Source organism: Daejeonella sp. AP26, assembly GCF_056680515.1.
Window position 1 is genome coordinate 4,079,264 of sequence record NZ_CM155286.1, and the last position, 16,329, is coordinate 4,095,592.

The 16,329-nt window shown below is 42.3% G+C and carries 12 protein-coding genes; 9 read left to right on the plus strand and 3 right to left on the minus strand.

Annotated elements, in window-relative coordinates:
• The first annotated feature begins 149 nt into the window (after positions 1–149).
• From AC1MCB_RS17350 to AC1MCB_RS17360, 3 genes are all read left to right on the plus strand, one after another.
• Positions 150–2,672, plus strand: coding sequence for a M1 family aminopeptidase (locus AC1MCB_RS17350; protein ID WP_479965978.1), 2,523 nt, complete (start codon positions 150–152; stop codon positions 2,670–2,672).
• Between the two features lie 170 nt (positions 2,673–2,842).
• Positions 2,843–4,162 (plus strand): OmpA family protein, encoded by a 1,320-nt coding sequence (locus AC1MCB_RS17355; RefSeq protein WP_479965979.1) that lies wholly within the window; start codon positions 2,843–2,845, stop codon positions 4,160–4,162.
• Positions 4,163–4,223: 61 nt separating this feature from the next.
• Positions 4,224–4,655 carry an SRPBCC family protein gene (locus AC1MCB_RS17360; protein WP_479965980.1) on the plus strand — a complete coding sequence of 144 codons (432 nt, stop codon included), beginning with the start codon at positions 4,224–4,226 and terminating at the stop codon, positions 4,653–4,655.
• A 3-nt stretch (positions 4,656–4,658) separates the two neighbouring features.
• Here AC1MCB_RS17360 and AC1MCB_RS17365 read toward each other — a convergent pair whose 3' ends face one another.
• Positions 4,659–5,135, minus strand: coding sequence for a hypothetical protein (locus AC1MCB_RS17365; protein ID WP_479965981.1), 477 nt, complete (start codon positions 5,133–5,135; stop codon positions 4,659–4,661).
• 86 nt (positions 5,136–5,221) lie between these two features.
• Between AC1MCB_RS17365 and AC1MCB_RS17370 the strand changes: the two genes are divergently transcribed.
• From AC1MCB_RS17370 to AC1MCB_RS17380, 3 genes are all read left to right on the plus strand, one after another.
• Entirely contained in the window at positions 5,222–5,665 is a 444-nt protein-coding gene (locus tag AC1MCB_RS17370) for a nuclear transport factor 2 family protein (RefSeq protein WP_479965982.1), read from the plus strand.
• Between the two features lie 120 nt (positions 5,666–5,785).
• Positions 5,786–5,989, plus strand: a complete 204-nt coding sequence (locus AC1MCB_RS17375; RefSeq protein ID WP_479965983.1) for a hypothetical protein — start codon at positions 5,786–5,788, stop codon at positions 5,987–5,989.
• Positions 5,990–6,008: 19 nt separating this feature from the next.
• Positions 6,009–6,215, plus strand: coding sequence for a hypothetical protein (locus AC1MCB_RS17380; protein WP_479965984.1), 207 nt, complete (start codon positions 6,009–6,011; stop codon positions 6,213–6,215).
• A gap of 53 nt (positions 6,216–6,268) precedes the next feature.
• Here AC1MCB_RS17380 and AC1MCB_RS17385 read toward each other — a convergent pair whose 3' ends face one another.
• Together AC1MCB_RS17385 and AC1MCB_RS17390 are read right to left on the minus strand one after the other, a co-directional pair.
• Positions 6,269–6,670 carry a hypothetical protein gene (locus AC1MCB_RS17385; RefSeq protein WP_479965985.1) on the minus strand — a complete coding sequence of 134 codons (402 nt, stop codon included), beginning with the start codon at positions 6,668–6,670 and terminating at the stop codon, positions 6,269–6,271.
• Between the two features lie 125 nt (positions 6,671–6,795).
• A complete protein-coding gene (locus tag AC1MCB_RS17390) occupies positions 6,796–7,401 on the minus strand; it encodes a porin family protein (protein ID WP_479965986.1) in 606 nt (201 codons plus the stop codon).
• Positions 7,402–7,894: 493 nt separating this feature from the next.
• Here AC1MCB_RS17390 and AC1MCB_RS17395 point away from each other — a divergent pair, with 493 nt between their 5' ends.
• From AC1MCB_RS17395 to AC1MCB_RS17405, 3 genes are all read left to right on the plus strand, one after another.
• On the plus strand, positions 7,895–9,607 hold the full coding sequence (locus AC1MCB_RS17395; protein WP_479965987.1) for a glycoside hydrolase family 3 protein: 1,713 nt from the start codon (positions 7,895–7,897) through the stop codon (positions 9,605–9,607).
• 104 nt (positions 9,608–9,711) lie between these two features.
• Positions 9,712–13,032 (plus strand): UvrD-helicase domain-containing protein, encoded by a 3,321-nt coding sequence (locus tag AC1MCB_RS17400; RefSeq protein ID WP_479965988.1) that lies wholly within the window; start codon positions 9,712–9,714, stop codon positions 13,030–13,032.
• Between the two features lie 15 nt (positions 13,033–13,047).
• On the plus strand, positions 13,048–15,927 hold the full coding sequence (locus AC1MCB_RS17405) for a PD-(D/E)XK nuclease family protein (protein WP_479965989.1): 2,880 nt from the start codon (positions 13,048–13,050) through the stop codon (positions 15,925–15,927).
• Positions 15,928–16,329 lie beyond the last annotated feature (402 nt).

Sequence of the window (16,329 nt, forward strand, 5' to 3'; positions counted from 1 at the left end):
TAACACAGCTATTTTACAGTATATTATCAATTGAATTTCTAAATTCACCCTCATCTCAAGAAAGCCAATTTTCAACTAGCCGATTGCTTAGGTTATGTGCATTCTGTTACACGCTTGCCCTGACTTAAGATACTTTAACCCTGTTATTCATGAAAACGATTAAATCATTACTTCTCTTAACATTATCCATAATTGTCTTAGAATCCAATGCTCAGGTGAGTCCGGGTCCGGCATCAATAGCTTTAGATTATCGGCAGACTGCTGCTAAGACGAATAACCTTGTTCACACGAAACTTGATGTGCGCTTTGACTATGCTAAGCAATTTATGTATGGCAAGGCATGGATCACTTTAATGCCATACGCTTACGCCTGTGATTCGTTAATGCTCGACGCAAAGGGCATGGATATCAAAAATCTGTCAATTGTAAAAAGCGGTAAGATCGAGGCATTAAAGTATTCTTATGACAGTTTGCAATTGCACATTAAGCTTGATAAAAGCTATAAACCCGGAGAAAAGTATGTAATCTTCATTGATTATACGGCTAAGCCCAATCTTTTGAAGGCCAAAGGAAGTGCTGCAATAAACGATGCTAAGGGCTTATATTTCGTTAATCCGGATAGCTCGATAAGAGGGAAACCGGTTCAGATCTGGACACAGGGAGAGACAGAAGCGTCATCTGCCTGGTTTCCTACGATCGATAAGCCAAATCAGAAAACGACGTCTGAGATAAGTATGACTGTTCCATCAAAATATGTGACGCTGTCAAATGGCCGTCTGGCTTCGCAGAAGGCGAATGGTGACGCTACCCGTACAGATACCTGGAAGATGGAATTGCCACATGCTCCCTATTTGTTTATGATGGCGGTTGGTAATTTTAAAATAACAAAAGATAAATGGAAAGATAAGGAGGTTAGCTATTACCTGGAACCTGCTTATTCTCCCTATGCCAGACAGATCTTCGGGCATACTCCCGAAATGATAGATTTCTTTTCGAAGAGGTTGGGTGTAGACTATCCCTGGAATAAGTATGCGCAAATAGTGGTGCGTGACTACGTCAGCGGAGCCATGGAAAATACAACGGCGACAGTTCACGGTGACTTCGTACAGCAAACGAACAGGCAGCTAATTGATGAAAATGCCGGTGAAGATGTTATTGCTCATGAGTTATTCCATCACTGGTTTGGTGATTATGTGACAACAGAAAGCTGGAGTAATCTTACGGTTAATGAATCTTTTGCCAACCTAAGTGAAACACTCTGGCAAGAGTACAAATATGGGAAAGATGCCGGCGATTATGTAAATCATAAGGATATGGAAGAATATCTACAAGTTCCAACTGAAGCAAAGAAGGAGCTCGTTCGTTTTAAATACACCGATAAGGAAGACATGTTTGATTTGGTAAGCTATCAAAAAGGGGGACGAATACTGAATATGCTTCGTCATTACCTTACCGATGATGTGTTCTTTAAAGGGCTGAATATTTACCTTAAACAGAATGCTTTTAAAACAGCTGAGGCACACCAGGTACGTTTAGCGCTGGAGGAAGCGAGCGGTAAAGATCTGAATTGGTTTTTTGATCAATGGTACTTTAGTAGTGGTCATCCGCAATTGAAGATCGAGTACAAGTGGGATCCTGCCAAACAGATTCAAGCGGTTTATTTACATCAAACACAGGAAGGGAAACCGTTCGAATTTCCGCTGGCAATTGATGTGTATGCAGGGGGTAAGAAACAACGTCATAATATGTGGATGAAGAGCAAGGCTGACACCTTCGCATTTGAGTTGGCGGTGAAGCCAGATCTTGTGAATGTTGATGCTGATAAAATACTGCTAGCTCAAACAACCGACAAAAAGACCATAGAAGAATATGCTTTCCAATATTTCAATGCACCGCTATACGTGGATCGCTACGAAGCGATAGAGGCTGCTTCTGCTCAGCAAAACGATGCTGCTGCCCGGAAAATCATCATCGCGGCACTGAATGATAGATTTTTCAGGTTAAGGATTAAAGCTATCAATAACCTGGGCCTGGAAAATGCCATCGTGTTAACAGAAGCCATTCCAGTACTAACTGGTTTGGCTAAGTCCGACAGCTCAACGCTTGTACGCGCAGCAGCCATGATGACCCTGGCAAAATTAAGGGATGCTGGCAATCTGGCCTTATTCCGTGAAGGTTTAACGAGTCCGTCGTACTCAGTTCAGGGTGCCGCTTTAATTGGAATTGCCGCCCTGAATCCTGCCGAAGGACTGCCTTTAGCGAAATCTCTTGAGAAAGACAGCAAAGGGCCGCTTATACAAGCCGTACTGGAAATTTATAGCAACTTAGGAGGAGCTCAGGAAAGGGCATTTGTGATTGAAGCATTCGACAAGGCCACCGTAAATGAGCAGTTTCAGTTACTGGAAAGCTTTTTTGTAGTGCTGGCCAACACAAACGATACCCCGACTTTTAAACATAACTTTGAAAAAATATTGAGTTTGATTGAAAAGTATAAGCACTTCGGGATTGGGAGACAATTGCTTCCTTTATTTAATATGCTTAAAGATCAAAAAGTTGCGAAAGCGAAGGAATTGAAAGAGCTAAGCATAGAGTTGAAAATCCAGGCCAATATGGTTAGTAAAGCTATGGCCGAGATTCAGAGTGGAAAATACGATTCGCCGACTGCTTTTTAGCGATCCCTACATGAATATAAAGATTTACCGGTTTAATCACTTGCTTTGAATCCATGATTAGAGCTTCTTATGTAAATGGATTCTGCGCTAAAAACTGAACTGGGATTTTTTTGTTGCTGATGATAATTAAATGACTATTAATTAATCATAACTCACTTAAAACTACGGCGATGGATTTCATTGAAATGTTAAAGAATGAAGTCAGTAACAATTCCATTAACGTAATTAGCCAACAAACAGGAGAAGGTGAAGAGAAAACGAAGGCTGGAATTTTTGCTGCGATACCTGCGGTGTTAGCCGGAATCATGAAAAATGGAGCAACCGGAGGTGCTGGTTTTCTCAACGGCATGCTGACTGGGCAGGCAACTGATATGACGGGAAGTATTTCGGGGTCTAATCTCAACGATCCTGCTTCGCTGTTAAACCAGGGTAAATCAATGCTCGGCAATTTGTTCGGAGAAGATACAGATTCAGTTGCAATTGCGGTTTCTGATTCAAGCGGATTAACCCTGGAAAAATCTTCAGGTTTATTAACAATGGCCGCTCCTGTAATAATAGGTGCTATCACCCAATTGATGAAAAGCAAGGGTTGGAGTATTTGGGATCTGCTGCGAAAATTGTTTGAAAGCAAATCAGAAATAGCATCATCATTGCCGGGAAATCTGGGTTCTACTTTCGGACTGGCCTCTTTGCATACACCTGATTTAAGTTCCTTTGATCTCCCTGGAAGAACCGCCCATGTACCCCCTGTGAATGTACCGCCTGCTACCAGCCGTACCACTGTTCCGCCAGTCAGAGATGTTCAATATAGCGAACCTGCAAGCTCAGGAATGGGATTTCTTAAATGGTTAATTCCGCTGATTCTTATAGCATTGGCAGCATGGTGGTTGTTGGGCCGAAACAATGATAGCAAGTCTGAAGTAACTACCACCGATTCTTTAGACAGAGCGGCAGATACGTCTGCCATGGAAGGCGCAGCGGGTAGTGTTACAGGTGCCTTAAATGAAGCAGGCGACTATGTTTATAACCTCGGAAATCCCGTTCAAAAGAAACTGCCTGATGGAACGGAATTAAGTATCGGAGAAAATTCGGTGGAGAACAGGCTTATTAATTTCATTGAAGATAGTAGCCGTGCGGTTGACAAGACCACTTGGTTCTCCTTTGATCGCCTGTATTTTGAAACTGGTAAAAGCACCTTGAAGCCGGAATCTAAAGAGCAACTTTCAAATATAGCAGCCATTATGAAGACCTATCCTAAAGTTAAGATCAAACTTGGGGGTTATACTGACAGCACTGGAGATGCGGCTGTTAATAAACGGCTGTCGAATGATCGGGCAGTTAGTGCAATGAAAGAATTGACCAGTCTTGGCGTGTCTGCCGACAGATTAGAAGCTGAAGGGTATGGTTCAGAACATCCCATAGCGAGTAATGAGACTCCCGAAGGACGGGCTCAAAACCGTAGGATTGATATCCGGGTCACCGAAAAATAGGTAAATTTATTTAAAGGCTCCTTACAGACAATGTGGGGAGCTTTTTTTTTAAATTGCTGACATGGAAAAAGGACGTGTGATTAAAGAAGTAGTGCTAGATGCTCCCGTTAATAAAGTATGGACTGCCATTACCGACAAAGAGGAGATGAAGGAGTGGTATTTTACCATAGAAGAATTTGTTGCCCGCCCGGGCTTTCAGTTTAAGATGTACGGTGAGAAGAAAGGAATAAAGTTTCCGATCTCCTGCACTGTGAAGGAAGTGGAGCCGAACAGGAGGCTTTCATACACGTGGAGTTACGATGACTTTCCCGCTGAGACACTGCTTACCTTTGAGCTCATGGAAAATGGTGACCAAACAGAATTGCATTTGACACATGAGGGATTAGAAAAGATCCCGCCGGAGAATGCCGATGTTTCGATTGAAAATCACTGGGAGGGCTGGGAGTTTATTATTGGTACTTCCCTAAGGCAATACGTCGAGAAGGAAGTGTGATAACTAATCTTGTTTTTTAGAAAAGATAATTACGGGCTCCCGGTTAGCTAATTTTCTTTCTTCCGTCTGAATCTGGGTGCGAGTTTCTTCAACTTTGTCCAATAGCTTCTGTAACTTATCCTGGGCATTCTTCACGTCCTTTGAACTTCCAGTAGCTTTCCGGGACATTTTTTCTACCTTTTTTACATTGGTTTCTCGACCTGCCTTAAGAGCCTCGGATAAGCGATTGCTCTCTTCAGCGGTTGCCTTTTCAGTTGAAATAAGGTCTGCTATCTTCAGCTCCTGTTTTCGTATATCCGCTTCCTGTTCTGCCTCTGAAATTTTTAGTTCATTCAATTTCGCGGCGCTCTTTAACACCTCTACACGCGCATTTAGCACAGCTACAGAATCACTGGATACCTTAGATATGTAACTTTGAGCAAAGCCAGAGATGCCTGCCATACAAAGGGTAAGCGTGAATAAGCATTTAAATATTTTCATTTTAAAGAGCTTTAATTTTTATATAAAGATACTTAATAGTGAAATTGTGGGAGCATCTTATTATCTTAATTAAAATTTAAACTGCTATGAAAAAGATCTTTATTCTTTTGTTTATATGTCTCGGGATGAGTCGTGTAAACGCTGCTCCGGTGATTGAGACCGATGAGGAAACCCTGGTAAAATTGATCGATAGCTTATCTGCCGCATTGGTCAAACAAGACAAGGCATGGCTGAGTAGTAATTTAACGGAAGAGTGCGGTCTCACGGACCCTACAGGTCAAACATTGAATAAGGATCATATAATAAAAGCGTTTTCTGCTGAAGGCATCTATTCGTTAACTAAAATGGAACCATCAGATATCAAGTACACCATTAATGGAACGGATGCCTCGGGAACTGGAAGTATAAACATTGAAGGAGCTATGTCTACCCCGGACATTGTTGATGTTTCAGGTACCTACGGGCTACAGGCGGAGTTTAAGAAAACCGACTTAGGTTGGAAAATTAGCGCAATAAGAGTAAGCCAATAGCGAACAATTAATAATGCAGGAGGAGAGTGAATTTTTAATAGTCTTCAGTTAAAGTAAAAAAATGTAAACCCTTACTATATTAATTTGTTAACACAGAAGTATTTATCTTAAAACCACGTTATGAAATTGAAAATAATCTTTGCCCTGTTATTTGCCGGAACGGTTATAACAGCTTGCGGTTCAACCCAAACTACCGGTTCAGATACCGATTCGACCGCTATGGATACCACAATGAGAGAGACCGCACCGGCTGACACCACTATGCGCGATTCCGTGCCAGCAGACACTTCGAAACGGGATACCACACGCCGTGATTCCCTATAAAACTTAGATTTAAAATTTAATGGGGAATACAATAAGTGTGAGGAAACACATAATCCTGATATTGCTTATAGCCAGCGGAAGTTTGGTTATGGGATGTTCATCGAATAATTCGAACAGTAGTACTGACAGTGCGGACGTTATGGTATCTGATACCGCAACAAGCGGAATGGGTGCCGATACAACCAGTGCGAAAACTGATTCTCTCAGAGATTCACTGAACCGCTAAAGTAAGTCTCTTTAAAAAAGAAAACCCGTAAGCTATTTAGCTTACGGGTTTTCTTATGGGTTAACTCTTAATGCGCCGTCTCCCGGCCCAGGTTTCATAGAATAAATTGAATCCACAACGTATTTACTGAATCCTCTCCAGGGGAGGGTAGCATGATATTCTTTGTAATGAAGATCAAGAACTTTACCGGAGTTTTTCATTAGTGTTTCGGCTATTTCTTTATTCACTACTGAAAACTCAAATTCATAGGACTGTACAGAACCACTTGTGCCAGGTCGTAAACCGCTTTGAATAAGCTTACCCTCGTAAGTTTTAAACACATTCCCCTTCTTAACCAGGTAATTTAATTCGCCGGATTTAACCCCTTCACCAAAAACATAATAGAATCGGAAGAAAACGAATAAAGTAATAGCGAGGGCTACTACGGCTAGAGCTATCCATGTAAATTTTCTCATTTTTAGTTAATAGTTATTGAAGGTAAAGACTCGGTTATTATTAAATGTACTTAGTATAGATTTAGTATGCAACAAAAAAGCCCGTTAACCTGGAGATTAACGGGCTTAAGTTGAATTTCAAAAAATTAGAATTTAAATCCTAAACCTGCTTGAACAACCTGGTTTTTAAATTCAGGTGTTTCGTTAGTTCCATTTTCATTGTTTTTCTGAAAGTCCAGTGCATAACGTGCGCTAAGGCTGATTTTTGGCGTGATATCAAAACCAGCTCCGATTACACCGCCAGCAATGCTTTTCTTAAATTTATCAGAATCGTCTTCGATACGGGTTTCTTCTACCGAACCAAAAGCACCGTCAAATTTGTTAGTGGTTTTAGAAAGAAAAGATACTTGCGGACCTAAAAATATATTGAACTGTGGCGTTGCTTGAATTTTAGCCAGGATTGGAATTTCAATCCAGTTAGTGGTTTGTGTTAAAGTTCCACCGAAACGATCTGCCTTATAACCCTTCTGAGAGAACATTAATTCAGGTGCGAAGGAAAAGGTATTACCCAAACCAATTTCCATTGTTAAACCTGCATGAAATCCCGGTTTGAATTCAGTCTCAAAACTCTCGTCTCCTGTTTTGATGATGTTAGACATATTAGCACCGGCTTTAACTCCAAAACTTACGTCCTGAGCATGAACTGCACCTGCAGCAAAAACTCCTATAGCAATAATCAATAATTTTTTCATTTTCATGTGTATTAGTTTCACGTAGCGCTTAAGAAATAACTATGCCAAAAACCTTTTTCGGGTTAATATGTACAATCATTAGATGCTATCTTCAAATTCATCAGGTATTTAAAAATTTGGGCTTTTTACTAAGTCGGAGTGGTAGTTAACGCCACTTAGCAACCTTCGCTGTATTAATTTGAATACAATCAGTCATCACTTGCAAAACTCATTGCTAATAGGTTTCTTTATATAATGTTTTGGTACGCTATAGGCTTTGCTTTTCTTCTAACCAGCGCAGTGGCCGTATATTTCTTGCGGCAGTTTTTGAAACCACGTATCGCGAATACTATGCTGGTTTGGCTTTTTAGTATCTCTTTAAGCTTAAGTCTTAACTTTCTGGTACTTTTGTTGGCGATCAGTATTTTTTTAAAGATCCCAGTCAAACTTTAGTTTATTCGTCATTTTTCAACTACTAGAGTCAAATACCATAGCCTAATTTTATCCTATATTAATGAAGTTTAAACACCTGTTAATCATTGTCATCCTTTCAATTCCTGCTTTAGGATCAGCTCAAAACTTAAAACCTTTTATCAAATCAATTGGCGAACCGAACGCCTGGGTCGACTCAATTTATGAGAAATTGAGTCGCAGAGAGCGTATTGCTCAAATGTTTATGGTGCGCGCTCATACAGATAAAGGGAAGCGCTACGAGGATTCCGTTGCCAACGTTATCAAGAAAGAACATATTGGAGGTTTAGTCTTTTTCCAAGGTGGTCCTGGTAGACAGGCGGCTTTGACCAATCATTATCAATCGATTTCAAAGACACCGCTTTTAATAGCCATGGACGCCGAATGGGGCTTAGGTATGCGGTTGGATAGTACAATCTCTTATCCTTATCAAATGACCCTTGGCGCTATCCAGGATACTGGCCTGATCTATAAAATGGGTAAACAAGTTGCTAATGATTTTAAGCGCCTTGGAATGCATATCAACTTTGCACCTGTTGTTGACATTAATAACAATCCTAAAAATCCGGTAATTGGCTATCGCTCCTTCGGAGATAACAAATACAATGTGACATTGAAAGCCGGTGCTTATATGAAGGGCATGCAGGAAAATGGCATTTTAGTGAGCTTAAAGCATTTTCCGGGACATGGTGATACAGATGTAGATTCTCATTATGATCTCCCGCAATTAACCTTTAACCGTACCCGCCTTGATTCTCTTGAGCTGTACCCTTTCCGTGAACTGGTTCGCGAGGGAGCTTCTGGAGTAATGATAGCGCACATGAACATCCCCGAACTCGACAAGACACCTAACCTGCCTTCAACGCTGTCGCAGCCTATAGTTACCGGCATCCTAAAAAATGAAATGTTGTTTAAAGGGCTTGTCTTTTCCGATGCTATGGAAATGAAGGGCGTTGTGAAATTCTTCCCTAATGGTGAAGCTGATCTAATGGCCATAATTGCCGGAAATGATGTAGTAGAACTTTCAGAAAATTCTGAGCGTGCCGTGCGCATGGTCCGAAGAGCTGTTCGAAAAGGACGTATAAGCCGTGAACAGATCACGTCAAGTGTTAAAAAGATCCTGCTTGCCAAGTATTGGGCAGGATTAAACGATTACCAGCCTGTGAAAACAACCGATGTTGCCAGGGAACTTCAACGTCCGGAAGCACTAGCTCTTAAGCAGGAGCTTGCTGATGCGGCAGTTACTGTTTTAAACAGTGACAGTTTGATAAACAATATTGACTATAGCAAGCGGACCGCAATTATTAGCATCGGGCCAAAAGAGCTTACTCTGTTTCAAAAAGAGCTAACCCCTCGTTTCAGTAATGCGATGAATTTTATAGTTGCAAAAAATGCTACCGGTTCTGACCTAACTAACGTTATACAGGAACTTAAGAATTACGATCAGGTGATTCTCGCTTTATATGACACCCGGAAGCGACCAAATCCGGTTTTAGATTACAGCAATGAAGTAAAATTACTGGCAGCTCAAATCGCAGCGATGAATTCAGTAGTAATAGTTTTTGCCAATCCCTATACTATTGCCGGCTTGCCGGGAATCGAATTTGCAAAAACCTTAATCATGAATTATCAGTCAGGCGATGAAATGCAGAAAGCTTCTGTAAAAGTTATAACGCGGCAAATAAAAGCATCGGGGAGAATGCCAGTTACTGTTAATACCTTCTTTAAGAACGGATACGGTATAGCCCAGCAATAAGCCGGATAATTATTTGTTGAAAAGCAGGGAAGTTTCTTTCCTGCTTTTTTTGTTGATTAGCAGATCATATCCTTACTTTAAGAGTTCCTCCTCCTATCAAAAACATGGCTCAAAAACCGCTAAAAATACTTCAGGCATCTGCTGGTTCCGGTAAAACCTTCAGCCTGACGGCTCATTATCTTACCTTGCTATTTGCCAGCGAAACCCGTTACCGGGAAATCCTGGCGGTAACCTTTACCAATAAGGCTACAGAAGAAATGAAGTCCCGGATACTGGAGGTGCTTAAAGGTCTGGCTTTGGGCGACGCAGATGTGGACATTTTTCGGCAGATCGTCCTTAAATCACATACCGACCTGAACGCCGAGAGCCTTCAAATTAAAGCTAACAACATATACAGGCGTATCCTTCACGATTACAGCCGCTTTGCCATCAATACCATCGATGGATTTGTTCAAAAGGTAATCCGGAGCCTCTCATTTGAGCTTGGTCTGGATGCCGGTTATAAGCTGGAGATGAACACAGGGAAGGTAAAGGAGGAGCTGGCCAACAAACTCAATAAAAAACTAGACAGTAATCCGGACCTCCTGGAATGGATCATTAACCTTGCTCTTGACCGTATTCGTGCTGACAAAAGCTGGAACTATCGGGATACCCTATTAAGTCTGGCTGGAGAGATCTTTAAAGAAAGATATCAGCCCTTTGAAAACGCTTTAAAAGAGCACGATCCGAAGCAACTATTCAAAGATCTGCAGGACTTTACTAAGCAGAAGATCGATTATATCGAAGACTCCTTATTGCAACTTGCTAAAGATGCCTTAACGGTCTTTAAGCAATCGGGTGTAGAGCTCCCCGAACTGAAAGGCAAGAGCAAAACCCCTTTAACCAACCTTGAAAAAGTAAGTGATGGTAATTTTGCAAAGATCGGTGCTTTAGCAAAATTAATTGATGATCCGGAGGAGTGGCAGAAAGGCACTTTGTCAATGTCGGTTTCAAACTTGTATGATTCTCTGAATCCCTTACTAAAAGGAATCCAGGAGTTTTACGCGGAACATCTGCCAGCATATGAGATGGCAAAAGCCATCAGTGCAAACCTGTATTATTTAAGGCTGATGCAGGAAATGGCCGGCCTCCTGAAGGACTATCGGCAGGAGAACGGGGCTTTGCTGATCAGCGATGCGCAAAACCTGCTTAAGGGAATCACTGGCAATCAGGATAACAATCCGTCATTTGTATGGGAGAAGCTGGGCAGTCGTTACAGGCATTTCCTGTTTGACGAATTCCAGGATACCTCCTCTATGCAATGGGAGAACTTCCTACCCCTTGTTAAAAATGCTATTTCAGAGGCTAACGGAACTCTGATCGATCATTTGATAGTTGGCGACGTAAAGCAGTCTATTTACCGCTGGCGCAACGGCGACTGGCAGATCCTGCTTCAGCGGGCAAAAGCTGATGTTGGTGCTATACAAGTATTGGATGATTCACTGGCCGAGAACTATCGCAGTGCATCCAATATCATTGATTTTAACAACTTCCTGTTTAAGCATTCGCCTGCCATGCTGCAGCGTGATTTAAATGAGAAAGTTCGTGCTGAAGGAGGCGAAGCAGTATTCGTCGATTGGTGGGAGAAAAATGGATTTAACGACATCATCGTTAAGGCTTATGAACAAAGCCATCAGCTAAAGTCGCCGGTTACAGCTAGCGGTGGTACAATAGAGGTTAATTATCTGCCCGTTGCTAACAATAAATACCGTGATTCTCAGTGCCGCGACAAGACCTTAGAACATCTGGCAGAAACGATCAATGGCTGGATAAGTACGGAGCGTTATACTGCCGGACAGATTTGTATCCTGGTAAGATCTAATAAAGAAGCGCGGTCGGTCATCGAGTTTTTAATGCAGGATCAGCAGAACCGTCAGAATCAAGGTATCCCGGGTCAGTGGAAACCATATGAGGTCTTGTCTGGCGAAGCCTTGCTGCTGATTAATAATTCGGCTGTCAGGCTCCTGATTAATAGCTTACGGGCAATGGTCGCCAAACACGATCAGTCTGCATTATATAAGCTGAATATGCTTCAGTTGTACGCACGTTATCAGCACAAAGAAGTAAAGCCGGAAATTCTACTTAGGCTAAATCAAACGTCCGTAGAAAATCTTAAAGGGTATCTTCCCGACACATTATGCGACAACTGGCTAAGATGGCAGCAACTGCCCTTGTCAGAAATGGTCGAGCTGCTTATAGGTGCATATAAATTAGATACATCCGAGTTGCACCTGCCATATCTTCTGGCTTTCAGAGACATGATCAGCAACTTTTCAAAGCAGGGTGAAAAGGGAATTAATGCCTTCCTTGACTGGTGGCATGAGGAAAGCGAACAAAAAGCGCTCCCTTCTTCCGGACAAAGTAATGCGGTCCAGGTGATGACCATTCATAAATCAAAGGGACTTGCTTTTGACGTGGTCATGATCCCTTTTTGTAGCTGGGACCTCGATGGGATGGCCAATAGCATTTTCTGGGTCGACACTGCCAACACGCCTTACGCGATGTTAAATACGGTGCCGGTGAACTATAAGAAGAGCCTTGCACAATCAGCCTTTGCGCAGGCCTACTTTAAGGAGCTTCTTTTCAATTATATGGATGCGCTTAACATGTTATATGTGGCCACCACCCGTACACGCAAACACTTGTACATTTCTGCGCCTGGTAAAGCACCCGACAAGGATGAGCAGTTCAGCATGGCGGGAGATCTGATTCGGGTTCCCTTGCAAACTTATGCTTCGGAGTTAAATGCTGAATTTAAAGACGATAAGTTTCTGATTGACGAACCCGTTATCAGGCAAGTTAAGCCAGAGCCGGAAGAAATGGTAGCAATAAGCCGTTTTACTTCCGGAAGCTGGAACCTGCGTTCTTATCCATTATCTGATCGACTGAATGAAGCTCTGCGCGATAAAAAAGTCTTTGAACAACTAGATTTATTGAGTGGGAATGTTTCGCAACGCCGGGGTATTATCCTGCATGAGGTGCTTGCCCGGGTTAATGACATCAATGATCTTAAGGAAGCTTTTAATCAAATGCATAAAGAAGGTTTCTTTCGTAAATCTGAAGAACCCGAATTGCTGCAGCTGGCCGAGAGTGTGCTAACAAACCCCGATTTGAAAGCGCTGATGGATAAGCCTTACACAACGTTAAACGAGCAGACGATTATCAGTAGCACCGGCGAAAGTTATCGTCCGGATAAGGTTTTAATAGGAGAAAATGAGGTGGTGGTGATCGATTTTAAATTTACGGGAGAACCAAATCCTTCGCATTATAAACAGGTTGATGATTACCGCAACCTACTTAAAGAGATGGGTTACGAAAACATCGAGGCTTATCTGTATTATGGATTTTTAAAAGAACTTAAAGCGGTGTATTCAACCGTTCAATAACGCTGCAATTTTTATATGAACTCATTTTTAAAAGAAGTCGCAACAGATCTTCACCATCGTTTTGGGGCAGATTTGAAGGATGTAGCTATAGTATTCAACAACAAGCGTCCGATATTATTCCTGAAAAAACACCTGGGAACACTTGCCGGAAGAGCATTCTGGAGTCCTTCATTTTTTACTATCGGGCAGTTCGTAGCAGAGCCATCGAAGCAGGTTGTTGCCGATCAGATTCAGCAATTCTTCATTCTTCACCACGAATTTAACAGGCTGCTTGCGATGGAAGGGAATCCATCAATCACACCGGACGCCTTTTATCCTATGGCAGAGATCATCTTAGGGGATTTCTCCCAGATTGATTATGACCTCGCTGATGCGGATCAATTATTCTCTGAGCTATTTGATATCGCGGTACTCCAAAAGCAGTTCTCCCATTTTACTGAAGAACAGCAACAGTTCTTAGAGCGCTTCTGGGCGTCCTTCTCTACCAATAAGCATCAGGAGCATCAGCAGAAATTTATTGATCTGTGGAAGCGGTTGCCTTTGCTTTATAAAGGATTCCATCAGCATTTAAGTAGTCTTGGCTTATCCACTACAGCCAATTTATACAGGGAATTCGCTCTCGGGCGAACCAGCGAAGCCAGATTTTACGATCAGTATAAAAAGGTTGTATTTATTGGCTTTAATGCGCTGAATAAGTCCGAAGCAATGTTGTTTATGCGTTTGCAGGAGGAAGAAAAGGCATTGTTCTACTTTGATACAGACAGCTATTACTTAGACGACAATCTTCAGGAAGCCGGGTTATTTATCCGAAGGAATCTTCAGCAGCACGGGCTGATTAATGCTTTCAAGCCATCCCATGAATCATTGTCTGTGCAGACAAAGCAGATACAGGTAATTAAAAGCCAGGGACATACCGCACAAGCCAAAGCAGTGAAGGAAATTATTCTTTCAGGAGAAACTGAGATCAATACAGAAGATCCGGAATCAATTGCCATAATAATTGCTGATGAAAGCCTGCTCATCCCTGTGCTGCAAACCATACCACCTGATGCCGGTAAGGTGAACGTTACCATGGGTTATCCGCTGGCTCAATCCACTGTCTTTGGCTTTATAGATTTATGGCTTAATGTGCAGGAGCAACTCAATAAAGAGCAGAAGGACACAGTTTATTATCGCGACGTGGAAGCCTTCTTATCCCACCCGCTAACCTCAGTGAAAGAGAAGGAAAGAGAGCTTCTGCAGAAAACTATTTTAGATAATCAGCTTCTCGAGGTGCCATTAACCCAATTGCATTTTGCAGCTGAATTAGCGCCCAATTTCTTCACCATTAAGCTCCAGGGGCTGCAATGCATTGATGCCTTATTCACTCTTTTAACAAGGGCATTGGAGTTGCGTCAAAAGAGAGGCATGTTGCAGCAACTCGAAGCTAACCTGATCATTTCTGTCGGCAGCCAGTTAAACCTGTTGTACGATGCCCTGGCAGATTACGCCGCGAATATTCCTTTAACCTTTGTGCTTTCCCTTATCCGGAAAACATTGCAGGGCCTTTCGGTGCCGCTTGAAGGTGAACCCTTGAAAGGTATCCAGGTGATGGGATTGCTTGAAAGCCGTTGTCTGGATTTTGACAAAGTGGTTATTCTGGGAGTAAATGAAGGGGTGATGCCGAAACTGAATATTTCGCCAACCTTTATTCCCGACAGTATCCGACGAGCCTATGGCCTGCCGGTAATCGAGAACCAGGACGCCATCTCTGCTTACTTATTCTACCGATTACTTCACCGCTCAACTGATGTAAGCCTGATCTATAACTCTATTGTAGACGAGACGAATACCGGCGAACCCAGCCGGTTTATCAGGCAGCTCGAGTTTGAAAGTAATCTTCGGTTTAATTACCAGCAGCAGGAGCAGGCGGTTAAAATAGAGCCAAGACCTCCCTTGGCAGTAGCGAAGACGGGTAAGGTATGGCAGGCGCTGGAACGTTTCTTACAAGCGCGGGAGACTGAAAAGATATCAGCCACAGTTATTACCACCTACATGAGCTGTCAGCTGCAATTCTTTTACCGCTATATCGCCAAGATCAGGGAGCCTGACACAGTCAGCGAAACCCTTCAGGCTAATCAGATTGGTTCTGTATTTCACCAGGTAATGGAGTGGTTTTACCAGGATCTTTCGAAGGAGAAGGCAGAAATAACATCTCGTGCAATTCAGCAAAAGCGCAAAGATATTCCGCTTTTATGTAAGCAGGCATTGTCTAAAGAGTTATTTAGGAGCAAAGACCGGATCCATAAACCCAACAGTATGCAGCAGATTGTGCTGCGTATCGTTGAAGAATATGTTGACGCGGTTCTATTGCATGATGAACAGGCAGCGCCATTTCGCATTGTAGAACTGGAAAATAAGAGCGATTATAAGTACCGCTTCCCGATAGAGGTGAAAGGAAGTACTCACGAAGTCTTTTTATATGGGATTATCGACCGAGTTGATATAAAAAACGGTATAACCAGGATTGTCGATTACAAAACCGGGAGCAGGGATGAAGTGAAATTTACCTGCCTTGACGACCTGTTTGAACCTGAAGGTAAAAAACAAAACAAGGCCATGGTGCAAACCCTGTTCTATACTTTCATTTACGAACAGGTTAAGGGCCTAAAGCATATAGAACCTAACCTGTATATAATCCGGAAGCTGAAGAACGACGGCACTTTGTTTTTTTCAGGCGGCAGGGGCGGCAAAGTAGTCCTGCAGGCCGAACATCTTGAGGATCTGAAAGGTGGCTTCCAGGTTCAGTTAAAGGCTATGCTGGAAGAACTTTTTAATCCGGAAATACCTTTTACAGATAGCGTAAGTAAAGTAAACTGTGGATTTTGCCCTTATAAGGAGATCTGCCAGGGATAAATATAACGAATCTAAGTGTATCCGGTACTGGATACTATTATCCCAAACATTAAATCAAACTTCAAACTCTAAATTTGATGCATGGCACCATACCGTTTATACCGTAGTCAATTCAAAACACAAACGGCGGAAGAAGCACCTAAGTAAACGCTTACCTGGCAGGAAAGACTACGAATACCCAATTATTTAAACAGCGTTGCTTTTGGCTACCCAGTAGACAACCCCCCAAGGCTGGATAAAACGGCATTCTCCGTGCGGTCAATGAAATAAATAGTGAGAAGGGGGTTCTGTCGCATCTTAACACATTTCCCCTTATCGAAAAGATTGAGGTTCCCTCAAATTTTCCTGGCTAAGCCTGTTTTCCAAAATAATTATCTAGTGGTAAATAACTCTGAAACCGAG